This is a genomic window from Bradyrhizobium sp. MI1.4, assembly GCF_055811315.1.
The window spans coordinates 28,274-50,090 of sequence record NZ_JBVVPP010000028.1 but is presented as its reverse complement, the minus strand read 5'-3'; the positions used below and the strand labels follow the sequence as shown (position 1 = coordinate 50,090).

Here is a 21,817-nt window from a genome sequence, read left to right as displayed (position 1 = left end):
TGTATCGATGTTCGACCTCAACCAGCTCCGCTGTTTCGTCACGGTGGCGGAGGAATTGCATTTCGGCCGCGCCGCCGCGCGGCTGAACATGACCCAGCCGCCGCTGTCCCGGCAGATCCAGGTGCTCGAGCACATCATCGACGCGCCGCTGCTGGAGCGTACCAGCCGCTCGGTGCGCCTGACGCCTGCCGGGCGCAGCTTCCTGCCGGAAGCGCGGCGCATCCTGAAGCTTGCGGAAAGCGCCTCGCAGGTCGCCCGCCGTATCGCGCTCGGCAAGTCCGGCTCGCTGAAGATCGGCTTCACCGCGGCCGCCGCCTACGGCTTCCTCCCGGAGCTCGTCGCCGCCTGCCGCGCCAAGCTGCCCGAGGTGGACTTCTCGCTGAAGGAGATGGTGTCGGGCGACCAGTTCGAGGCGCTGACCTCGGGCCAGATCGATGCCGGCCTGCTCAGGCCGCCGATCGCGCGCCCCGAAATCGCCAGCCGCCGCGTCGTCGCCGAGCCCCTGCTCGCCGCGATCCCGAAAAAGCATCCGCTGGCGAATGCCGAGACCATCACGATCAAGGATTTCGACAACCAGCCCTTCGTGATGTATTCGCCCTATGAGAGCCGTTACTTTCACGACGTGCTGGTGGCGCTGTTCACCCGCGCCGACATCCTGCCGCGCTATGTGCAGCACCTGAGCCAGATCCACTCCATCCTCGCCATGGTGCGCGCCGGCCTCGGCCTCGCCATCGTGCCGGCGGCGGCCGCGAGCCTGAAGATCGCGGACGTCCGCCTGCGGCCGCTGAAGCTGCGCACCCGCGTCCCGGTCGAGCTGTTCATGGTCTGGCGCCGCGACGACGAGAATCCGCTGCTGTCGGCGCTCGTCAAAATCGCGAGCGAATTGTCCTCGGCGGAGGTGATGGAAGATTGATGCTGATTTCGCATTGGTCGATATAGGCTTTGGCTTGGACCCGCATCGAACGGTCTCCTAAACCACGGCGCATGGACGCGCAGCCTTTGCGTCCTCCACAACACGAGACCAGGGAGCAGCGCCCATGAGCAAGATGACCCCGCAGGAAATGGCCCAGAAGATCGGATCCGGCCTCCTGTCCTTCCCCGTCACGCCGTTCAAGGCGGATTACTCCTTCGACGAGGCGACCTACCGCGCCAACATGGACTGGCTGTGCGGCTATGACGTCGCAGGCCTGTTCGCCGCAGGCGGCACCGGCGAGTTCTTCTCGCTGACGGCGGCCGAGGTTCCGCAGGTCGTCAAGATCGCCGTGGATGAGACCAAGGGCCGCGTGCCCGTGCTCGCCGGCACCGGCTACGGCACCGCCACCGCGCGCGAGATCGCGATCGGCGCGGAGAAGGCCGGCGCCGACGGCTTGTTGCTGCTGCCGCCCTATCTCACCCATGCCGAGCAGGACGGGCTTGCTGCCCACGTGGAAGCGATCTGCGCCTCCGTGAAGATCGGCGTCATCGTCTACAACCGCGACAACGCCATCCTCCAGCCCGATACGCTCGCCCGCCTCGCCGAACGCTGCCCGAACCTCGTCGGCTACAAGGACGGCATCGGCGACATCGAGCTGATGACGCGCGTCTACACCAAGCTCGGCGACCGCCTGACCTATATCGGCGGCCTGCCGACCGCTGAGACCTTCGCACTGCCCTACCTCGATATGGGCGTGACCACCTACTCCTCGGCGGTGTTCAACTTCGTTCCGGAATTCGCCACCAACTTCTACGCCGCCGTGCGCAAGCGCGACCACGCGACGATCCACGCCGGCCTGAAGGATTTCATCCTGCCGCTGATCGCGATCCGCAACCGCAAGAAGGGCTATGCGGTCTCGATCATCAAGGCCGGCATGAAGGTGATCGGCCGCGATTCCGGCCCCGTCCGCCCGCCGCTGACCGATCTCACCGAGCAGGAGATCGCGGAGGTCACGGCGCTGGTGAAGAATCTGCCCGCCATCCGATCGTCACAACAGGCTGCAGAATAACAAACGACACAGGGAGGAGCCTGCGATGGCCAACACCGAGATCACTGGCGCACCGGTCGTCACCGCGATGCAGGTGATTCCGGTCGCAGGCCGTGACAGCATGCTCCTCAATTTGAGCGGCGCGCATGCGCCGTTCTTCACCCGCAACATCGTCATCCTCACCGACAATGCCGGTCACACCGGCTTCGGCGAGGTGCCTGGCGGGCAGAAGATCTGGCAGACACTGCAGGAAGCCCGTGATCTCGTGATCGGCAAGACCGTCGGCGCGATGAACAACATCCTCGCCGATATCAGGACCGCCTTCGCCGATCGCGATGCCGGCGGCCGCGGCAAGCAGACTTTTGATCTCCGCGTCATGATCCACGCCGTCACGGCCGTGGAGTCCGCGCTGCTCGATTTGCTCGGCCAGCATCTCAACCTGCCGGTCGCAGCCCTGCTCGGCGAGGGCCAGCAGCGCACCAGCGTCGAGACGCTGGGCTATCTCTTCTTCGTCGGCGACGGCCGCAAATCCAAGCTCGACTATGTCGGCGGCGAGACCGGCAAGGCGGAATGGTTCAACCTCCGGCATCAGGAGGCGATGACGCCGGAGACCGTGGTGCGGCTCGCGGAAGCCACCCACGACCATTACGGCTTCGCCGATTTCAAGCTCAAGGGCGGCGTGCTGCGCGGCGAGCAGGAGATCGAGGCCGTCACCGCGATCGCCAAGCGCTTTCCGAATGCGCGCGTGACTCTGGATCCGAACGGCGCATGGTCGCTCGACGAGGCCATCAGCCTCTGCAAGGACATGCACGGCATCCTCGCCTATGCCGAGGACCCCTGCGGCGCCGAAGGCGGCTTCTCCGGCCGTGAGATCATGGCCGAGTTCCGCCGCGCAACGGGCCTGCCCACCGCGACCAACATGATCGCGACCGATTGGCGGCAATTGTCCCATGCGCTGCGCCTCGGCGCGGTGGACATTCCGCTGGCCGATCCCCATTTCTGGACCATGCAAGGCTCGGTGCGCGTGGCCCAGACCTGCCGCGACAACGGCCTGACCTGGGGTTCGCACTCCAACAACCATTTCGACATCTCGCTCGCCATGTTCACCCATGTCGGCGCCGCCGCCCCCGGCAAGGTCACCGCGATCGACACACACTGGATCTGGCAGGACGGTCAGGCCCTGACGAAGGAGCCGCTCCAGATCAAGGCCGGCAAGATCGCGGTGCCGGATAGGCCGGGCCTGGGTATCGAAATCGACAGGGCCGCCATCGACGCCGCGCATGACCTCTACAAGCAGCATGGACTCGGCGCCCGCGATGACGCTATTGCCATGCAGGACCTGATCCCCGGCTGGACCTTCGACGACAAGCGTCCTTGCCTGGTTCGTTAAAAACTCTGGAGGAAGCTATGACTGCGATCCTGAAGAACTTCATCGGCGGCGAATGGGTCGATGGCTCCGCCGTCACCAAGAACATCAACCCCTCCAACACCAACGACGTCGTCGGCGAATACGCCAAGGCCGACAAGGCCCAGACCGAGAAGGCGATCGCAGCCGCCAAGGCCGCCTTCCCCGCTTGGGCGCAGTCGACACCCCAGGCGCGTTATGACGCGCTGAACAAGATCTCTCTCGAAATCATCGCCCGTAAGGAAGATCTCGGCCGCCTGCTCGCCCGCGAGGAAGGCAAGACGCTGCCGGAAGGAATTGGCGAGGTCGCGCGCGCCGGCCAGATCTTCGCATTCTTCGCCGGCGAGGCGCTGCGCATGATCGGCGAGAAGGGCGCTTCCGTCCGTCCCGGCATCGACGTCGAGCTCACCCGTGAGCCGATGGGCGTCGTCGGCATGATCACGCCCTGGAATTTCCCGATCGCGATCCCGGCCTGGAAGATCGCGCCGGCGCTCTGCTACGGCAACACCGTGGTGTTCAAACCTGCCGAACTGGTGCCGGGCTCGGCGCATGCGCTGTCCGAGATCATCACCCGCTCCGGCATCCCGGCCGGCGTGTTCAACCTCGTTGTCGGCTCGGGCTCCGTGGTCGGCCAGACCCTGATCGAGCATCCCGACGTCGCCGCGATCACCTTCACCGGCTCGGTGCAGACCGGCCGCAAGATCGCGCAGGCCTGCGTGACCTCGAGCAACATGAAGAAATTCCAGCTCGAGATGGGCGGCAAGAACCCGCTGGTCGTGCTCGACGACGCCGATCTCAAGACCGCCGTCGAAGTCGCCGTCAACGGCGCCTATTTCTCCACCGGCCAGCGCTGCACGGCGTCCTCGCGCCTGATCGTCACCGAAGGTATTCACGACCGTTTCGTTGCGGCGGTGACCGAGCGCCTGAAAGGCCTCACGGTGGACGACGCGCTCAAGGCCGGCGTGCATATCGGCCCGGTGGTCGACCAGAGCCAGCTCGACCAGGACCTGCGCTACATAAAGATCGGCCAGGACGAGGGTGCCAAGCTCGCCTGGGGCGGCGAGTTGCTCAAGCGCGAAACGCCCGGCCACTACCTCCAGCCGGCGCTGTTCACCGAGGCCAACAACAACATGCGCATTTCGCGCGAGGAGGTCTTCGGCCCGGTCGCCGCCGTCATTCGCGCCAAGAACTACGAGGAGGCGCTCGCGATCTCCAACGACACCGAGTTCGGCCTTGCCTCCGGCATCTGCACCAGCAGCCTGAAATACGCCTCGCACTACAAGCGCAACAGCGAGTCCGGCATGGTGATGGTCAACCTGCCGACAGCCGGCGTCGACTATCACGTGCCGTTCGGCGGCCGGAAGGGTTCGAGCTACGGCGCCCGCGAACAGGGCTCCTATGCCCGCGAGTTCTACACGACGGTGAAGACCGCCTATACCTATCCCGGCTAACCACGGGCAAGATATCGTAGGGTGGGCAAAGCGAAGCGTGCCCACCGCTTACGTGCGGCACGAAACATGGTGGGCACGGCGCTTTGCGCCTTTGCCCACCCTACGACTTGAGTTTCCGAGGTAAAGCAGATGGACCAGTCAGTCGCAGCGAAAGAGCAGCCTCGCTACATCAAGCTCAACGAGCGCGACAACGTCGCGATCGTTGTCAATGATTTCGGGCTTCCCGCCGGCTCCCGCTTCGCCAGCGGGCTGACGCTGCGCGCCTTCGTGCCGCAGGGACACAAGACGGCGCTGGTCGACATCCCGCAGGACGCCCCGATCATCCGCTATGGCGAGGTGATCGGCCATGCGCTCGCGCCGATCCTGGCCGGCGAATGGGTGGACGAAGCGCGCATCCGTATGCCGGAGGCCCCTGCCCTCGACAAGCTGGAAATCTCCACCGCCGTTCCCGCGCCGCTGCCGCCGCTCGAAGGTTTCACGTTCGAAGGCTTTCGCAATTCCGACGGCTCGGTCGGCACCAAGAACATCCTCGGCATCTCCTCCTCGGTGCAATGCGTCAAGGGCACGATGGAATATGCGGTGAAGCGCATCCGCGCCGAGCTGCTGCCGAAATATCCGAATGTCGACGACGTCGTGCCGCTGACGCATGCCTATGGCTGTGGCGTCGCCATCAACGCGCCTGATGCCGTGATTCCGATCCGCACGCTGCAAAACATCGCACAGAACCCGAATTTCGGCGGCGAGATCCTGGTCATCAGCCTCGGCTGCGAGAAGCTTGCGCCCGAGCGTCTGGTGCCGGAAGGCGTCAGCAATGCCATCGTGCGCATGCAGGACGAAGCCTTCGACGGCTTTGGCGCCATCGTCGAGGCAATCATGACCCAGGCAGAGGCCCGCCTCAAGATCCTCAACAAGCGCACCCGCGAGACCTGCCCGGCCGCCGATCTCGTCATCGGCCTGCAATGCGGTGGCAGCGACGCGTTCTCCGGCGTCACCGCGAACCCTGCGGTCGGCTTCGCCGCCGACCTGCTGGTGCGCGCCGGCGCCACCGTGATGTTCTCGGAAGTCACCGAAGTGCGCGACGCGATCCAGTTGCTCACGCGGCGCGCCATCAACGAGGACGTCGGCCGCGCGCTGGTCCGCGAGATGGCCTGGTACGATTCCTATCTGGCCCGTGGCGGCGCCGACCGCAGCGCCAACACCACGCCCGGCAACAAGAAGGGCGGCCTCGCCAACATCGTCGAGAAGTCGCTCGGCTCGATCGTCAAGTCCGGATCAAGCGCGATCACCGGCGTCCTCTCGCCCGGGGAGAAGGCGACGCAGAAGGGCATGCTGTTCGCGGCAACGCCGGCGTCCGACTTCATCTGCGGCACGCTCCAGCTCGCCTCCGGCATGACCTTGCAGGTGTTCACCACCGGCCGCGGCACGCCTTATGGCCTTGCGGCTGCGCCCGTGATCAAGGTCGCGACGCGGACCGAGCTGGCACGACGCTGGAAGGACCTGATCGATTTCGATGCCGGCGGCATTGCCACCGGCGAGAAGACCATCGAGGAAACCGGCTGGGACCTGTTCCGCCTGATCCTCGACGTCGCCAGCGGTCGCACCAAGCCGTGGTCGGATCGCTGGGGCATCCACAACGATTTGACGTTGTTCAATCCGGCGCCAGTGACCTGAGCGCCGCGCGCGGACGCTGCCTCGCCGCGTGGATGCATTTGGTGCCGTTACGGCACGTAGGGCACCGACACGTCACCGCGCGACCACTTCCGCGAGACCGTCCGGAAACATTGGCGCGGAAAACTTCCTTCGCGCTTCGTCGCTCGACATCACGCAATCAAACAGATCAGCGACCGCGATCTAATGTTCGCATACGAGCGAACCTGTTGCGGCATCGCCGCGACCTAACCTCCGATTGCCACTTCTCACGGAGATTCCCAATGCGCGTTCTTTCGATGATTGCCGTTGCCGCAGCGATGATTGCCAACTCGTCAGGCGCGTTCGCCGGCGAGCTTCCCTCTTACGAAGTGACGTCGTTTCCGATCTCGGCGCGCAAGTCCAGGTGCTCGGCGGCGCAGGCGTCGAGGAGCAGTCGGCTGCGCCCGCGACGATCGTCGCCAACATGCCCGCCTCGCCCGCGCAGATGTCGGTGCTGTCGCCCCGCGTGAAGCGGCTTGCGAGCGTCAGCGCGAACAACGAGGCGCGTTAAGCCTCGACGCCATTCCGGGTTCGACGCTGCGCGTCGCCCGGGATGACGTTTCACTCTACGTCATGCTGCCCGGCATGAAGCAGCGCACCCGCGGATGGCCGTCGATATAGTGCTTCCACACCATGGTGCGGCCGATCTTGTTCGGCTCGGTGATGACGGCGCCGTCGGGCACGATCACCCATTCGCCGTCGAGATGCACGCGATAACGGCCCTTGTCGGATTCCCAGTCCACGTCGGCGACCATATAGCCGTCGGCATCCGAGCAGCATTGGCCGTATTCGCTGTGCAGGCTCTCGAACCAGGGTTTTAATGGCGAGTTGGCGTAGCGCCCGTCGTCGCGCGCCATCATTGGGGCCATCAGCAGCACCGTCAGGACCAGCAGCATGGCGGCACACGATATTGCACGTCTCATGTCGTCTCCGCGGATCGAGATCATCGCCGCGGGGCGATAACTGCCGTCCGCCTTCCGCGACTCGGCGAAGGCGTCAAGGACGGCGACTCATCCCCCAACAGCTTTGCGGATAGCTATGCAAATCCGGCGCCACCGCGCATTCCGGGGAACTACTGGCGGGCGCCCGGCTCGCATTGGTCTTTCGACGGGTATCACCGCTGCTCGCGCGCCAAGATCTCCGCTGTCATCGCTGGCCCATGCGCGATTGCGCACGGGGCGACACCGCGCAAGAACGCGGAGAGGCCGCGGCGCACTGGAGTCCCCGCCTTCGCGAGCAATGACGGCGGTGTGTGGCGCTACGGAAGTTCGGGCGGCACAGCGCGCGACGTAGACCCTACTGCTTCGGCGCCGGCGCCATCATCGCGCCGCCCTTCTTCGCCGCAGGGGCGGGCACCGGCTTGGTCGCGGCGGTCGCTTGCGCCGGGAGATATTTCGCGACGATGGCGGGATCGACCTGCGCGATGTTGGCGTCGGGAAGACGCGTCCAGGTCTCGTCCTTGCCGAACAGGGAGATGCCGAGGAAACCGCGCATCGTCAGCGTCTGCCCATCCGGGCTGACCGTCATCTTGGCCTTCCAGATGTTGCCGTCGCGAGGATTGACCACGTTGCCGCCGTCATACTTCAGGCCGTCGCGCTTCATGTCGCGGATGAAGGAGAGCCCAAGCACCGGCGCGTTCTTGCGATCGTCCGTGCATTTCGCGCAGACCTCGTTCGGGTCGTCGCCGGGCCGCGGGAAGGTTTTTGCGATGACGCCTTCGAACACACCGTTGTGGTCGATGAAGAGAAACCATCCCACCGTCTTGCCGTCTTCGACCTTCTGCCAGAGGCCTGCGGCGGTCGGCTGCTGCACTTGCGCCACAACCGGGCTCACCGCACCGAGCGTCATCGCGAGCGCGAGGAGCGAGAACAGCCGAAAGCTGGAAAAGAGAGTCCGCATTATCATCACCTTGCTGAGCCAATCGCCTTGCTAAGCCGCCAACTGCAATGGCCGCAGACTACGGCGATTTCGCGAACTGTTCCAGCACCAGAAACATGGGGCATCGCCCGCCGCCATCAGTTGACGCCGAGCTTCTTTTGCAGGCTGGAGGACGACGTCGTGTACTGGAACACGAGCCGCTTCTCCGGATAGACGTAGCGATGGGCTTTTTGCGACATCAGCGCGCCCTCGTGGAAGCCGCACAGGATCAGCTTGATCTTGCCGGGATAGGTGTTGATGTCGCCGATCGCGAAGATGCCTGGCACGTTGGTCTCGAACGCGGATGTCTCGACCGGCACCAGATTGTTCTCCAGCGCGATGCCCCAGTTCGCGACCGGACCGAGCTTCATGGTCAGCCCGAAGAACGGCAGCATGGTGTCGCAGGTGATTTCGTTCACGCTGTTGTCGTTGCCCTTCACGGTGGCGCCGCTCAGCTTGCCCTCGTTGCCTGACAGCGCGGTGACCTGGCCGAGCCGCAGATCCATCTTGCCGGCAGCGACCAGCGCGCGCATCTGCTCGACGCTGTGGGGGGCGGCGCGAAAATCGTCGCGACGGTGCAAGAGCGTGATGCGCTTGGCGATCGGATGCAGATTGAGCGTCCAATCGAGCGCGGAATCGCCGCCGCCCACGATCAGCACGTTCTTGTCGCGGAACGTCTCCATCTTGCGCACGGCGTAGTGCACCGAGCTTCCTTCATAGGCTTCGATCCCCGGCACCGGTGGACGCTTGGGCTGGAACGAGCCGCCGCCGGCAGCGATCACCAGCACCTTGCATTCGAACACCTTGCCGGCGTCCGTGGTGCAGCGGAACAGCGGATCGCCGATTTTCTCGACGGTCTCGATCATCTCGCCGAGATGGAAGGTCGGATGGAACGGCTTGATCTGCTCCATCAGCGCGTCGGTGAGGCCCTGCCCCGAAACCTGCGGAATGCCGGGAATGTCGTAGATCGGCTTTTCCGGATAGAGTTCTGCGCACTGGCCGCCGACCTTGTCGAGGATGTCGACGAAATGCGTCTTCATGTCGAGAAGGCCCAGCTCGAAGGCGGCGAACAGACCGCAGGGGCCGGCACCAATAATCAGCACATCGGTTTTGATCGCGTCGCTCATGTCGTCTCTTTATCGGTCGTCGGTGGGACGGCGCCCTTCGGGCCGAGGTGACCCTGCCTGTCTAGCCAACGGGGATGGATCAGGGAAGGCATAAAAGCGGGAGCGCCCCGCGGCCGCGCCCACTTGCCGGGTCAGGATAACTGGGCTGTAACCAGCAACGATATGACGGAGATCAATCGGTGAACGCACCAAGTCGCCTCGATACGACGCCGCGCCTGGAGGACTACCCTTTTCGGCTCAGCGACAATGTCCGCTTCGGCGATCTCGACCCTAACCAGCACGTCAACAACGCGGTCTACGCCACCTATTTCGAGACCGGCCGTGTCACGCTGATGAAGCTCCCGGAATACGGCCTGACGCCGCCCGGACTTGCCTGGATCATGGTGCGGCTCGACATCCATTTTCGCGCGGAGCTGCATTGGCCGAACACGATCGAGCTCGGTCTCGGCGTCGTGAAACTGGGACGAACGTCGGTAAGGTTCGAGCAGGTGGTGTTTTCGGAAGGGAAGTGCATTGCATCGGCGACATCGGTCGCCGTGATGATCGACGAAGCGTCGCGCCGGCCGACGCCACTGATCGCGGAAGTGCTTGAGAAGCTCAGCCCCTGGCACAAGCGCGGCATCCGGGTCGCGCCGCCGAGCACATGATAGCTAAGAGAGTTAGGCCTGCCGTTCCGGCGTCGCCACCACCAGACCGTCGAGCTCGTCGGAGACCTTAATCTGGCAGGACAGGCGCGAGTTCGGGCGCACGTCGAAGCCGAAGTCGAGCATGTCCTCTTCCATCGGCGTCGGGCTGCCGACCTTCTCGCGCCACGCTTCGTCGACATAGACATGGCAGGTGGCGCAGGCGCAGGCGCCGCCGCATTCGGCCTCGATGCCGGGAATGCTGTTGCGGATGGCGGCTTCCATCACAGTCGCGCCGTTCTCGACGTCCACCGTACGGGTTTCGCCCTTGTGATCGACAAAGTGGATTTTGGCCATGTGTGCTCGTGCTGCCGCGATCTAGGGAATGAAGGAGGGTCCGGGCTGTCCTATAACGGGTCGGTCAGCCCGGCGCCATAGCGTTTTGATGAAGTCGCGAATACCGCTTCGCGGGAAGAAAACCCGTCAAAACAAAAGACTAGACTACAGGTCTGGTGTTATCGCCTAAGGGTTGAGGATCGCCTCGATGGCGGCGCGCGCCTCGGTCACCGCCTCTTTCAGCGCGGCGAAGGCGTGAGGCCGGCCCTGCCCGGTCTGGATCGCGGTCTCCAGGCTGGCTGCGGCGTCCGCCACCGCAAAGGCGCCGATCCCGCGCGCCGATCCCTTGAGCTTGTGGGCGAGTGCGCCGGCCTCGGCCGGCAGCGCTGCCATCGCCGCGATCAGGCGCACCGCCTGCTCGGCAAACATCGCCAGCACTTCCTGTTTCAGCTCGGAATCACCGAGCGTCATGCGGGAGAGATGATCGAGGTCGAGCGGGCTGTCGATGGGTGCAAGCGGGGGCGAGGGCATCCAGTCCATCCGTTGCAGTTCAGGTATCATGGCGCAGGCCCCGGCATCGCGCGATGTCCGCCGGTCCGGCGGTCAAGTTCCCTCCACCCAAGCATAGAAATGGTTAACGAAATGTTCCGGCCGTTTTGCGCAAATCTGCCCGTTTATTGACGAAAAGTTGCCGCAATCCGGCGAGTTCCGTGGAGAATTCCATTTATTGCTAAGGCCTTACGGCGCGATCCTGTTAACGATGATTAAGAATGTCTTAATCGCGGGCATTTCATTCGCGACGCTCTGCCAATAGGATGTTGGAGAAATTGGCGGACAAGCCGTCCGGGTGGGGATGGCTCGGAGATCCGCGCAAGCGGCATGATCCGGACTGTGGGCTTGCGTAGCGCGCAGAGCTCGCGGGGGGACGCGTACAAGTAACGAGGGCTCGGACTGAACATGGCAAACACTCCGAAAAAGGTCAAAGACCCCACAGAAGATGCGCTTTCTGCAATCCAGGAGGCCCTGAACATCAGCGACACGGCCGCGGACACCAGCCGCAACGCCTCGATGCGCAGCGAAACGTCGCCCCCGGTCGCGCCACCGGCTCCCCCGATGTTCGACGAACCGAGCTTCGACGCGCGCCCTGCCGCGAACGAACGTGCGATGTTCGACCAGATCGAGGAGCCGCGCTCCTCGCGCCGCGCCGCCAATGACGACCGTGCGACCATCGGCCAGCTCTTGCAGACGTTGCAGACGGGACGCCCGACCCGCAACATCTACACCGGCGCGACAATCTTCACCGTCATCTGGCTGGCGGCCTGCGCCGCGCTGACAGTCGGCTTCCTGCCTTCGATCCAGGCGGCGATGGGCCAGAGCGGCGGCGTGTTGGCCATTGCCGGCCTCGTCACGATGTTCTTCGCGCCGATCATGCTGTTCTTCTTCCTGGCGAGCCTCGTCTGGCGCGGCCAGCAAATGAGCTCGGTCGCGCAGGCTATGGCCCAAGTTGCGATCCGCTTCTCCGAGCCGGAAGGCTCGGCTTCGGATTCCATGGTGACCGTCGGCCAGGCCATCCGCCGCGAGGTTGCGGCGATGGGCGACGGCATCGAGCGCGCCATCGCGCGCGCCGGCGAACTCGAGACGCTGGTCGCCAACGAGGTCGCGGCGCTCGAACGCGCCTATTCCGACAACGAAGTGCGCATCCGCGCCCTGCTCCAGGACATCGCGCATCAGCGCGACAATCTGGTCGGCCAGGCCGAGCAGGTCCGCAGCGCCATCTCCGGCGTGCAGATCGATTTGCGCCATGACATCGCACTGATCTCGGACGCGATTGCCTCGCGCGTCGACGAGGTCGCCAAGTCCATCACCGGCGCACTCGAAGAGCGCGGCGCCCACATCACCGGTGCGCTCAGCAACGCCGGCGACAACATGATCCTCGCGCTCGGCGAGCGCGGCGGCGACCTGCTTGACCGCCTCGAGGAGGCCAGCAACGAGACCACCCGCGCCGTGCTCGACGCCAGCGAGCGGCTGACCACCAGCCTCAATTTCAAGACCGGCCACGTTCACGACGAGTTCGTCGACCTCGCCGACCGCGTCCACGAGATGTTGAACGAGCGCATCGACCGCATCACGGGCGAGTTCGAGCAGCGCTCCGCCGCGATCGTCGACGGCATCTCCGAGCGCACCGAGCAGGTGCACGACAGCCTGAAGAATTCTTCGGACTCGCTGCTGCTCGAGCTCGAGCTGCGCTCCAACGACCTCTCCGCCAAGATCGACGACGCCGGCAACCGCCTCGCCGGCCAGATCATGACCTCCGGCGACAAGGCGAGCGAAGCGCTCGACGCCACCGTCAACACGCTGGTCGCCAAGGTCGTCAGCCAGACCGAGACCGCGCACGACTCGCTGTCGCTCCAGATGAGCGCCTTCGACGAGCTGGTGAAGAACCAGGGCACCGAGCTGGTCGAGAAGTTCGCCCGCGACTCCGGCACGCTGGGCGCGCTGATCACCCGCCACATCTCCGAGTTCGACCGCACCGTGAAGACCTTCGGCGGCGAGATCGTCGATCGGATGGGCCAGCGCACGCAGGACATCCATGAGTCGCTGAAGACCTATGTCGATAATTTCGACACCCGCTTCACCGCCAATGGCGGCGCGATCACGGCTGTGCTCGACCAGCGCCTGGTGCAGTTCGAGACCACGATCGGCGAACGTGTCAGCAACCTCGATGCCTCGCTGAACGGCAAGATCTCGAGCCTCGACTCCACGATCGACGGTCACATCAAGACCTTCGACGAACAGCTCGTCGGCCGCGTCGCCGCGCTCGAACAGTCGTTCGATACCCGTGCGAAGTCGGTCACCGAGACAATCGACGGACGGCTCAACAACCTCGCCTCGTCGCTGACCGACGGCGCCGCGCAGGCGATCCAGTCGATCGACTCCCGCCTCACCCACCTCACGACGTCGCTGACCGACGGCGCGTCTCAGGCTGTCGAGACCATCGACAACCGCCTCAACCACCTCGCGACCTCGCTGACCGATGGCGCGTCGCAGACCATCCAGACGATCGACACGCGCCTCACGCATCTGACGACCACCCTCACCGGGGGCGCGTCGCAGGCGCTCGAATCCATCGACACGCGCCTCACCTACCTGACCAGCGCGGTGACGAACGGCGCCTCGCAGGCCGTGCAGTCGATCGATTCCCGCCTCACCCTGCTGACCTCGACACTCACGGACGGCACCGCGCAGGCGATCGAGGCGGTCGATCGCCGCATCACCGGCGTCGCCGAGATCATCGATGGCCGCAGCATGCACCTGACCGACACGGTCACGGCGCGCTTCCAGGACATCCAGCAGGCCATCGAGACCAAGGTCGGTGCCGTCGCCAGCGACATCGACGTGCGCGTGGCGCAGTTCGAGGACCTGCTCGGCTCGCGCGTCGAGGCCGTCGCCGGCCGCATCGAGAGCAGCGGACGCCAGGCCAGCGAGGACATGATGTCCCGCGCCGAGATGATCTCGACCGCGATTCGCTCGCATGTCGAGGACGCCGAGCGCTCGCTCACCAACCTCGTGGTCAACACCAGCGAGACCATCCAGACCGGTGCGCGCACCGCGCAGCAGTCGCTGATGACGGTCTCCTCCGACGTCAACGCCCAGCTCAAGATGACCTCCGCCGAGCTCGAGCGTGCGCTGACCGCCGTCGGCACCGGTGCCGCGAACTCGATCCTGACCAGCGCCCGCGAAGCCCAGTCGACCCTGGTCGCCGCGTCGGGCGATGCCTCCAACCAGATCAAGGGGCTCGCGGCCGACGTCGAACGCACGCTGTCGTCGGCAGGCTCGGCGACCGCCGCCTCGATCCTGGCCGGTGCCCGCGAGGTGCAGACCACGCTCGTGACGGCGTCCTCGGATGCGGCCAACCACGTCAAGACTCTCACCGCCGACGTCGAACGCACGCTGTCGTCGGCAGGCTCGGCGACCGCCGCCTCGATCCTGGCCGGTGCCCGCGAGGTACAGACCACGCTCGTCACGGCGTCCTCGGACGCCGCCAACCACGTCAAGACCCTCACCGCCGACGTGCAGCGCTCGCTGTCGATGGCCGGCACCACCACGGCGGAATCGATCACCGCCGGCGCCCGCGATGCGCAGAGCGCGCTGATCGCGGCCTCGAGCGAGACCGCCAACCAGATCAAGGCGCTGTCCTCGGACGTGCAGCGCTCGCTCTCGATGGCGGGAACCGCGACGGCAGAGACCATCATGACCGGCGCCCGCGAAGCCCAGAGCACGCTCGTCAACGCATCCTCGGATGCGGCGAGCCAGGTCAAGTCTCTCGCCGCCGAAGTGCATCGCTCGCTCTCGCAGGTCGGCCAGTCGACCGCCGAGACGATCACGACCAGCGCCCGTGATGCCCAGAGCACCCTGCTGGCGGTCTCCGCCGAACAGACCGGCCAGGTTCGTTCGCTGGCGGCCGAGATGCAGCGCGCGCTGGCGACCGCCGGCGGCGCCACCATCGAGGCGCTCACCAGCGGCGTACGCGAGGCCCAGGGCACGCTGATCTCCGCCTCGACTGACGCTGCGAGCCAGATCAAGTCGCTGACCACGGACATCGAGCGCACGCTGACCTCGGTCGGCGCCGACACCGCCTCGACCATCCTCAACAGCGCGCGTGAGGCGCAGACCTCGCTGGTCTCGACCTCGGCGGATGCGGCAAGCCAGATCCGCACGATCTCCAGCGAGATCGAGCGTACGCTGAGCACCGCCGCCGCGAACGCGACCAACGACATCCAGACCAGCGCGCTCAACGCCCAGAACGCGTTGATCAACGCCTCCAACGAGGCGAGCTCGCGGGTGAAGTCGAGCTCGGCGGACGTCGAGCGCTCGGTGCTCGCCGCCAGCAGCAGCTTCGGCCAGGCCATGACTGGCAAGACCGACGAGATCGTCACCTACGTGCAGCAGCAGTCCGATCGCCTCGCCAACATGATCGACGCCAAGCGCGGCTCGCTCGTGGACGCGATCGGCTCGAAGACCAGCCAGCTCACGCTCGACATCGACCGCGTCACGTCCGACGCGCTGAAGTCGATCGAGACGCGCGGCCATGCATTCTCGCAGACCATGATGGGCAACGGCTCCGAGGTGGCGCGGACCATCAACTCGGCGAGCGAGATGGCGACCGGTGCCGTCAACAAGTCGCTCAAGGACCTCGAGCAGGCCTCGCGCGCGGCGATCGACCAGTCGCGCCAGGTCTCGATCGCGGCCGTCACCGAGATGCAGGAGACCAGCAAGATCCTGCGCACCGACACGGTCGCCCTGTTCGAGCGCCTGCGCGAAGGCAACATCCTGCTCCAGGAGGTGCTGACCGGTGCGCACGACAACCTCAACTCGCTCGAACGGGCGCTGGTGACGCGCGTCGCCGACTTCGTCTCGGCGATGAACGACGTCACCTCGCGCAACGGCGCTGCGACGCAGAACCTGGAAGACCAGCTCAACGTCTTCAACAGCAAGACCACCCGGGCGCTCCAGGATCTCGGCGAGCTGTCGACCCAGTTCGACGCGCACGGCAAGGCACTCGTCGAGGCCGCGCAGGTGGTGGAACAGAGCAACAAGAACACCACCGCCTCGCTCGCCGAACGCAAGGAGGCGCTGGAATCGCTCGTCACCACGATTGACCTGCGCACGGCCGATCTCGACCAGCGCCTGTCGCGCTTCACCGGCCTGCTCGATGAATCGCTGGCGGCTGCCGAAGAGCGTGCCCGCGACATCGCCCGCGTCGTCGCGGAGACCGCCGGCGCCGGTTCCGCCGCAATCACCCGCCAGTTCGAGGCGGTGCGGTCGGCCTCTGAAGAGGAGCACCGGCAGACCGTCGAGGCCATGCACGACATCTACCGCCAGACCACCGACGAGGCGGATGCGATGTTCAAGCAGTCGACCGAGAAGTTCACCAATCTCGTCTCCAGCATGAAGCAGATGGCCTTCGAGATGCACAACGAGCTCGAAGCCACCCGAAACGAGCTGCGCCGCGGCGTGCTCGAGATGCCGCAGGAGGCCGCCGAGAGCACTGCGCAGATGCGCAAGGTGATCGTCGACCAGATCGAGGCCCTCGCCGAGCTCAACCGCATCGTGGCCCAGCACGGCCGCGGCCTCGACGTCTCCACGACGGGCCGCGCCAGCGTGCAACGCCAGGAAGAGCCGATGCTGGCGGCCGTCGGCGCGCGCAGCACCGAGACGCGCATGCGCGAGAGCGCCAGCGCCTCGACGCTGCCGCCGCCGGACCTCGGCATGCCGGCCTCCTCGCGCCGCACCGAAGCTCCCCCGGTGGCGCCGGCCGGCAATGACCAGGGCCGTGACGGCTGGTTGTCCGACCTGCTTAGCCGCACGGACGCCAACCAGGGCGCGCCCAGCGGACGTGAGCCCCAGCGCGGCCGCCAGGCTGCACCGGCTCCGCAGCCGCAGGCTCCGCAAGGTGGCGGCAATCCGCTGGAATCCTTGTCGCTCGACATCGGCCGGCTGATGGACCGCAACCTCGCCTCCGAGATGTGGGACCGCTACCAGCGCGGCGAGAACAAGGCCTTCACCAAGCGCCTCTACACGCCCGCCGGTCAGAAGGCCTTTGACGAGGTCGCCCGCAAGTATCGATCCGACCGCAACTTCAAGGCCACGGTCGACCGCTATGTCGCCGAGTTCGAACGCCTGCTCGACGAAGTCGCCCGCGACGGCCGCGGCCCGCAGGAGCTGCGCAACCACCTGACCTCGGAGACGGGCCTGGTGTACACGCTGCTCGCTCACGCAGCAGGCCGGCTGGGGTAAGCGGTCAGTCGCCAAGACGGATGACGAATGAAAACGGAGGCCTCACGGCCTCCGTTTTGTTTTGGGAACGTCGTTGCGCCTCTACAAACTCGTCCTTGCGAGGAGCTCTTGCGACGAAGCAATCCAGACTGCTTCTGCGAGGCAGTCTGGATTGCTTCGCTTCGCTCGCAATGACGAAGGAGAGGGTCGAGTGCAACGCGCCTACTACCGCCTGCGCTCGGGCGCCGCGGCTGGCTTCGGCGGCTCTGGCGGCGGTGGCGGCGCGGCCGCCGGCGCGTTGTTGCTGGCGCCGAACAGGACGCGGGTCGGGTTGCGGTCGAAATTGTTGACGGCGCGGCTGATGTCGCCGAGCGTGCGGCGGCCGTCGGTCATCAATGCGCCGGAGCGCTTGTCGAAATCGTCGGCCAGTTCGCGGATCGACTTCACCGCCTGGAACAGCTCGCCGCCGTCCTTGCCGCCGGCGAGCGTGTTGAGTCCGAGCATGAGGCTGTCGGCCTTGAGCATCACCCCGTCGACCTTGGCCATCACGCCGTCGATCTTCTCGGCGTTGCGGGCGAGCGAGTTGGTGAAGGTCTCGAGGTTCTTCAGCGAGTTCTTCACCGACTCCTGATTGTCGGCGACGATCTTGTTGATGTTCTGCAGCGTGCCGCGGATCGCCTCGGTGACGTCCTGGAGCTTGTTGGGATCGGCCGTCAGCGTCGGAATGCCGTCCTCGTCGAGCGGCGGCGCAGGCGCTGCCTCCTCGCCGCCCTTGAGCGAGATCGCGGCAACGCCGGTCAGGCCCTGGAATTCGAGGCCGACCAGGGTGTCCTTGCGGATCGGGGCGTTATTCTCGACCATGGCGAGTGCGACAACCCGCCGAGGGTTGTCGAGCTTCACCGAGACCACCTCGCCCACCCGGATACCGTTGAAATTGACGCTGCCGCCGTTGCGCAGGCCCGCGGCCGGGCCCTCGAACACGACGCGCAGGGGGCTGCGCTGCTTGGTGGTGTGCAGCGACTGAAACCACAGCACGAAGCCGATCGCGGCGGCGATCACCGCCAGCGTGAACGACCCGATCAGCACGTAATTTGCCCGCGTTTCCATCAGCTACTCCGGCACCTCAGCCCATCACCGCGCGAGCGCGCTTGCCATGGAAATATTGCCTCAGCCAGGGATGCTGCGAGGCCTGCATGTCGGCGATCGACCCTGCCGCAATGATCTTACCGTTGCCTAAAACGGCGATGCGGTCACATGCTGTGTAAAGGCTATCGAGGTCGTGGGTTACCATGAAAACGGTCAGCCCCAAAGTACGCTGCAGCGTCCTGACCAGCTCGTCGAAGTCGCCGGCGCCGATCGGGTCCAGGCCCGAGGTCGGCTCGTCCAGGAAGACGAGATCCGGGTCGAGCGACAGCGCGCGCGCCAGCGCCACGCGCTTGATCATGCCGCCCGACAGTTCCGAGGGAAAGCGATCGGCGACCTCAGGCTTCAGACCCACCATGGTGAGCTTGGCGATGGTGATCTCGTCCATCAGCCGCTGCGACACCCGCAGATATTCGCGCATCGGAAACTGGATGTTTTGCCGCACCGTGAGCGAGGAGAACAGCGCGCCCTGCTGGAACAGCACGCCCCAGCGCCGCTCCACGGCGCGCCGCTGCGACGTATTGGAGGCATCCAGATCAACGCCGAACACCTCGATGCTCCCTGCGACCTTCGGCACGAGGCCGATGATCGTGCGTGTCAGCACGGACTTGCCCGCGCCGGAAGGGCCGACGAAGCCTAAAATCTCGCCGCGCCTGACGTCGAGGTCGAGCCCGTCGAGCACGCGCGTCGCGCCGAACTGCACGGTGATGTCGCGGACGCGAATGATCGGGTTCTGAATTTCGGGAGCCATCGTCACATCCCGATCGCGGCGAAGAAGATGGCGAACACGCCGTCCATGACAATGACGAAAAAAATGCCTTTCACGACAGACGACGTCGTGTGCTGCCCGAGCGATTCCGCACTGCCCTGCACGGCGAGGCCCTCGACGCAGGCAACGATGCCGATCACCGCAGCCATCACCGGCGCCTTGACGATGCCGACGATGAAATGGTCGATCGAGATGGCGTCGCGCAGGCGCAGCAGGAAGGCTTCGGGATCGACGCCGCCGTAGAGCCAGGCGACAAGACCACCGCCATAGAGTGCGGCCATCGCGCCGAGGAAGGCCAGGATCGGCAGCGCCAGCACCAGCGCCAGCATGCGCGGCAGCACCAGCACCTCGATCGGATCGAAGCCCATGGTGCGCAGCGCGTCGATCTCCTCGCGCATCTTCATCGAGCCCAGCTCGGCCGTATAGGCGCTGCCCGAGCGGCCGGCGACCATGATCGCGACCAGCAGCACGCCGATTTCGCGCAACACCAGCACGCCGAGCATGTCGACGACGAAGATGTCGGCGCCGAACCTGCGGAAATGGAAGATGCCCTGCTGGGCAATGATGCAGCCGATCAGGAAGGTGATCAGCACCACGATCGGCACCGCGCGCCAGCAGACCTGCTCGAGATGATGCACGGTCGAGGTCAGGCGGAACGAGCGCGGATGAATCAGGGTACGCGCGCCCGCTGCGAGCACCGCGCCGAGCATGTCGATCAGGCCTGCGACCGTGCCGGCAACGCCGGCCACGGTCTGGCCGATCTGCTCCAGCATGCCGGTGATGGTGATCGTGCTGGTGTCGATGACGGGCGTCGCCCTGACCCGCCGCACCTCGTCCACGAGGCTCGAATAATTGGCGGAGAGGCCGGCGATCTGCGCCTCGACGGCGCCCTGCGTCAGGCTGCGGCGCAGCCGCTCGATCAGCCAGGCGCCGAAGGTGTCGAGCTTGGCGACCTCGGAAACGTCGATGAAGATGCTTTGTGGGCCGCCGGCGAGCTTCTCGGCGTCAGCCACCATCCGCTCCAGGACCGGCGCGAAGCTCGCGGTCCAGGTTCCGGTCGCGCAGAGTGCCAGCGCATTGCCCTTCGCAATCCGTTCCAGCTTCGGATCGCCGTTCAAGATGTCCGCTCCCGTGCCGGGGCGCGAGAAACGGTTGAAATCAGATGGTTGCGCACGCGCCCTTACCCGGAGAAGGTATCCCCAACTGGTTAACCTTAGTTGCTAGAGGTAACCAGCAGGTTCAGATTTCGCCAGAGTTCAAAATGACTTCCAGCAAAGTTCCTGCCCTCGCCGCGCGAATCGAGCGCTTTCCTATCGCAGGCAGTTTCACCATCAGCCGGGGCGCCAAGACCGAGTCCGTCACCGTTGTGGCCGAGGTCCGCCGGAAGGGCCTGACCGGCCGCGGCGAATGCGTGCCCTATCCCCGCTATGGCGAGACGCCGGAGGCGACCCTTGCCGCCATCCAGGCCATGCGGGAGGCCGTGGCCGGCGGCCTCACCCGCCAGGCCCTGCAAGCCGCCATGCCGCCCGGGGCGGCCCGCAATGCCCTGGATTGTGCCCTGATCGATCTGGAAGCCAAGGCGGCCGGATTGCGGGCCTGGAGCGTGCTCGACCGCCCGGCGCCGGGCGAACGCACCACGGCCTACACGATCTCGCTGGACACGCCCGAGGCCATGGCGGCGGCGACTGCCAAGGCGGCGCACCGGCCGCTGCTCAAGATCAAGCTCGGCGGCGACGGCGACGGGGAGCGGATCGCCGCGGTGCGCAACGCCGCACCCGAATCCGAGCTGATCGTGGATGCCAACGAGGCCTGGACCGAAGCCAATCTGGAGCAGAATCTTGCGGCCTGCGAGGCCGTCGGCGTCACCTTGGTCGAGCAGCCGCTGCCCGCGGGCCAAGACGACGCGCTGGCGCGGATCAAGCGGCCGCTGGTGGTTTGCGCCGACGAGAGCGTGCACGACCGCACTTCGCTGGCGTCACTCCGAGAGCGCTACGACGCCGTGAACATCAAGCTCGACAAGACCGGCGGCCTCACCGAGGCGCTGGCGATGGCCGATGCCGCGCAGGCGCTCGGCTTCGAGATCATGATCGGCTGCATGGTCGCGACCTCGCTGTCGATGGCGCCTGCGATGCTGGTGACGCCGCAGGCGCGCTTCGTCGATCTCGACGGCCCGCTGCTGCTGACGCGCGACCGCGATCATGGCCTGCGTTATGATGACAGCCTGGTCTACCCGCCGGACTCGTCGCTCTGGGGATGAGCTTTCAGCCGGTGCCGCGCCGACCAGATCACAAGCGCGCCGGCAGCGGCCATTGCCGCCATCACATAATAGAGGCCGTCGCCGATGCGAGCGTAGATCGCGCCTGCCGCGATCGAGGTGGTCGCACCCAGCAGCCCGTTGCACGCCGCGTAATAACCCTGCCCCCGCGCGATCTGATGCGACGGCACGCGCTGCACCAGCAGACTCATGGTGCCGAGGATCGTCATCCCGAAGGTCAGGCCGTGGCCGAGCTGCACGACCGCGAGCAGCGGGGGGGGGGGGGGGGGGGGGGGGGGGGGGCCCCCCCCCCCCCCCCCCCCCCCCCCCCCCCCCCCCACCCCCCGCCCCGCCCGCGGGGCGAC

At 65.9% G+C, this 21,817-nt stretch carries 17 protein-coding genes and 1 pseudogene; 9 read left to right on the top strand and 9 right to left on the bottom strand.

Annotation, left to right across the window (positions count from 1 at the left end):
* The first annotated feature begins 7 nt into the window (after positions 1-7).
* From AC0L23_RS25675 to AC0L23_RS25650, 6 genes are all read left to right on the top strand, one after another.
* Entirely contained in the window at positions 8-913 is a 906-nt protein-coding gene (locus AC0L23_RS25675; protein ID WP_027518955.1) for a LysR family transcriptional regulator, read from the top strand.
* Between the two features lie 124 nt (positions 914-1,037).
* The gene (gene kdgD, locus AC0L23_RS25670) at positions 1,038-1,982 is read left to right on the top strand and encodes a 5-dehydro-4-deoxyglucarate dehydratase (RefSeq protein WP_007602056.1); all 945 of its coding nucleotides are present in this window, start codon (positions 1,038-1,040) and stop codon (positions 1,980-1,982) included.
* Positions 1,983-2,007: 25 nt separating this feature from the next.
* Complete coding sequence (gene gudD / locus AC0L23_RS25665) at positions 2,008-3,351, top strand: glucarate dehydratase (protein WP_473357496.1); 1,344 nt, start codon at positions 2,008-2,010, stop codon at positions 3,349-3,351.
* A 17-nt stretch (positions 3,352-3,368) separates the two neighbouring features.
* Positions 3,369-4,817 carry an aldehyde dehydrogenase family protein gene (locus tag AC0L23_RS25660; RefSeq protein WP_018457541.1) on the top strand — a complete coding sequence of 483 codons (1,449 nt, stop codon included), beginning with the start codon at positions 3,369-3,371 and terminating at the stop codon, positions 4,815-4,817.
* Between the two features lie 129 nt (positions 4,818-4,946).
* Positions 4,947-6,488 (top strand): galactarate dehydratase, encoded by a 1,542-nt coding sequence (garD, locus tag AC0L23_RS25655; RefSeq protein ID WP_473357495.1) that lies wholly within the window; start codon positions 4,947-4,949, stop codon positions 6,486-6,488.
* A gap of 382 nt (positions 6,489-6,870) precedes the next feature.
* Positions 6,871-7,017 (top strand): hypothetical protein, encoded by a 147-nt coding sequence (locus AC0L23_RS25650; RefSeq protein WP_473357494.1) that lies wholly within the window; start codon positions 6,871-6,873, stop codon positions 7,015-7,017.
* Between the two features lie 55 nt (positions 7,018-7,072).
* On the opposite strand, the gene AC0L23_RS25645 is transcribed toward AC0L23_RS25650, so the two are convergent.
* From AC0L23_RS25645 to AC0L23_RS25635, 3 genes are all read right to left on the bottom strand, one after another.
* Positions 7,073-7,429, bottom strand: coding sequence for a hypothetical protein (locus AC0L23_RS25645; protein ID WP_473357493.1), 357 nt, complete (start codon positions 7,427-7,429; stop codon positions 7,073-7,075).
* Positions 7,430-7,802: 373 nt separating this feature from the next.
* The gene (locus tag AC0L23_RS25640) at positions 7,803-8,405 is read right to left on the bottom strand and encodes a DUF2147 domain-containing protein (protein ID WP_162496463.1); all 603 of its coding nucleotides are present in this window, start codon (positions 8,403-8,405) and stop codon (positions 7,803-7,805) included.
* Positions 8,406-8,521: 116 nt separating this feature from the next.
* Positions 8,522-9,550: an NAD(P)/FAD-dependent oxidoreductase gene (locus AC0L23_RS25635; RefSeq protein WP_085357944.1), complete on the bottom strand. Its 1,029-nt coding sequence runs from the start codon at positions 9,548-9,550 to the stop codon at positions 8,522-8,524.
* A gap of 179 nt (positions 9,551-9,729) precedes the next feature.
* Between AC0L23_RS25635 and AC0L23_RS25630 the strand changes: the two genes are divergently transcribed.
* Positions 9,730-10,197 (top strand): acyl-CoA thioesterase, encoded by a 468-nt coding sequence (locus AC0L23_RS25630; protein ID WP_473357492.1) that lies wholly within the window; start codon positions 9,730-9,732, stop codon positions 10,195-10,197.
* 12 nt (positions 10,198-10,209) lie between these two features.
* On the opposite strand, the gene AC0L23_RS25625 is transcribed toward AC0L23_RS25630, so the two are convergent.
* Both AC0L23_RS25625 and AC0L23_RS25620 read right to left on the bottom strand, forming a co-directional pair.
* On the bottom strand, positions 10,210-10,530 hold the full coding sequence (locus AC0L23_RS25625) for a 2Fe-2S iron-sulfur cluster-binding protein (protein ID WP_045008721.1): 321 nt from the start codon (positions 10,528-10,530) through the stop codon (positions 10,210-10,212).
* Between the two features lie 165 nt (positions 10,531-10,695).
* A complete protein-coding gene (locus tag AC0L23_RS25620) occupies positions 10,696-11,040 on the bottom strand; it encodes an Hpt domain-containing protein (RefSeq protein ID WP_085383991.1) in 345 nt (114 codons plus the stop codon).
* Positions 11,041-11,466: 426 nt separating this feature from the next.
* On the opposite strand from AC0L23_RS25620, the gene AC0L23_RS25615 reads away from it, so the two are divergent.
* Complete coding sequence (locus AC0L23_RS25615) at positions 11,467-17,307, top strand: apolipoprotein A-IV repeat region-like domain-containing protein (RefSeq protein WP_473357491.1); 5,841 nt, start codon at positions 11,467-11,469, stop codon at positions 17,305-17,307.
* Between the two features lie 204 nt (positions 17,308-17,511).
* On the opposite strand, the gene AC0L23_RS25610 is transcribed toward AC0L23_RS25615, so the two are convergent.
* From AC0L23_RS25610 to AC0L23_RS25600, 3 genes are read right to left on the bottom strand one after another with little or no spacing between them, the layout of a single operon-like run.
* On the bottom strand, positions 17,512-18,393 hold the full coding sequence (locus AC0L23_RS25610; RefSeq protein ID WP_473357490.1) for an MlaD family protein: 882 nt from the start codon (positions 18,391-18,393) through the stop codon (positions 17,512-17,514).
* 16 nt (positions 18,394-18,409) lie between these two features.
* Complete coding sequence (locus tag AC0L23_RS25605; protein WP_473357489.1) at positions 18,410-19,180, bottom strand: ABC transporter ATP-binding protein; 771 nt, start codon at positions 19,178-19,180, stop codon at positions 18,410-18,412.
* Positions 19,181-19,182: 2 nt separating this feature from the next.
* On the bottom strand, positions 19,183-20,316 hold the full coding sequence (locus AC0L23_RS25600; protein WP_473357488.1) for an MlaE family ABC transporter permease: 1,134 nt from the start codon (positions 20,314-20,316) through the stop codon (positions 19,183-19,185).
* Positions 20,317-20,459: 143 nt separating this feature from the next.
* Between AC0L23_RS25600 and dgcA the strand changes: the two genes are divergently transcribed.
* The gene (gene dgcA / locus AC0L23_RS25595; RefSeq protein ID WP_473357487.1) at positions 20,460-21,455 is read left to right on the top strand and encodes an N-acetyl-D-Glu racemase DgcA; all 996 of its coding nucleotides are present in this window, start codon (positions 20,460-20,462) and stop codon (positions 21,453-21,455) included.
* Here dgcA and AC0L23_RS25590 read toward each other — a convergent pair.
* Positions 21,425-21,817 (bottom strand): annotated as a pseudogene (locus tag AC0L23_RS25590) (hypothetical protein); the annotation flags it as partial. The gene dgcA and the pseudogene AC0L23_RS25590 sit on opposite strands and share 31 nt — an antisense overlap.

What these genes read in the sequence shown, in the direction of transcription:
- AC0L23_RS25620 (WP_085383991.1), bottom strand. Translation starts at nt 11,040, where the DNA reads ATGCCCTCGCCCCCGCTTGCACCCATCGACAGCCCGCTCGACCTCGAT.
- kdgD (WP_007602056.1), top strand. Translation starts at nt 1,038, where the DNA reads ATGAGCAAGATGACCCCGCAGGAAATGGCCCAGAAGATCGGATCCGGC.
- AC0L23_RS25610 (WP_473357490.1), bottom strand. Translation starts at nt 18,393, where the DNA reads ATGGAAACGCGGGCAAATTACGTGCTGATCGGGTCGTTCACGCTGGCG.
- AC0L23_RS25645 (WP_473357493.1), bottom strand. Translation starts at nt 7,429, where the DNA reads ATGAGACGTGCAATATCGTGTGCCGCCATGCTGCTGGTCCTGACGGTG.
- AC0L23_RS25605 (WP_473357489.1), bottom strand. Translation starts at nt 19,180, where the DNA reads ATGGCTCCCGAAATTCAGAACCCGATCATTCGCGTCCGCGACATCACC.
- garD (WP_473357495.1), top strand. Translation starts at nt 4,947, where the DNA reads ATGGACCAGTCAGTCGCAGCGAAAGAGCAGCCTCGCTACATCAAGCTC.
- gudD (WP_473357496.1), top strand. Translation starts at nt 2,008, where the DNA reads ATGGCCAACACCGAGATCACTGGCGCACCGGTCGTCACCGCGATGCAG.
- AC0L23_RS25675 (WP_027518955.1), top strand. Translation starts at nt 8, where the DNA reads ATGTTCGACCTCAACCAGCTCCGCTGTTTCGTCACGGTGGCGGAGGAA.
- AC0L23_RS25615 (WP_473357491.1), top strand. Translation starts at nt 11,467, where the DNA reads ATGGCAAACACTCCGAAAAAGGTCAAAGACCCCACAGAAGATGCGCTT.
- AC0L23_RS25625 (WP_045008721.1), bottom strand. Translation starts at nt 10,530, where the DNA reads ATGGCCAAAATCCACTTTGTCGATCACAAGGGCGAAACCCGTACGGTG.
- AC0L23_RS25635 (WP_085357944.1), bottom strand. Translation starts at nt 9,550, where the DNA reads ATGAGCGACGCGATCAAAACCGATGTGCTGATTATTGGTGCCGGCCCC.
- AC0L23_RS25640 (WP_162496463.1), bottom strand. Translation starts at nt 8,405, where the DNA reads ATGCGGACTCTCTTTTCCAGCTTTCGGCTGTTCTCGCTCCTCGCGCTC.
- AC0L23_RS25660 (WP_018457541.1), top strand. Translation starts at nt 3,369, where the DNA reads ATGACTGCGATCCTGAAGAACTTCATCGGCGGCGAATGGGTCGATGGC.
- dgcA (WP_473357487.1), top strand. Translation starts at nt 20,460, where the DNA reads ATGACTTCCAGCAAAGTTCCTGCCCTCGCCGCGCGAATCGAGCGCTTT.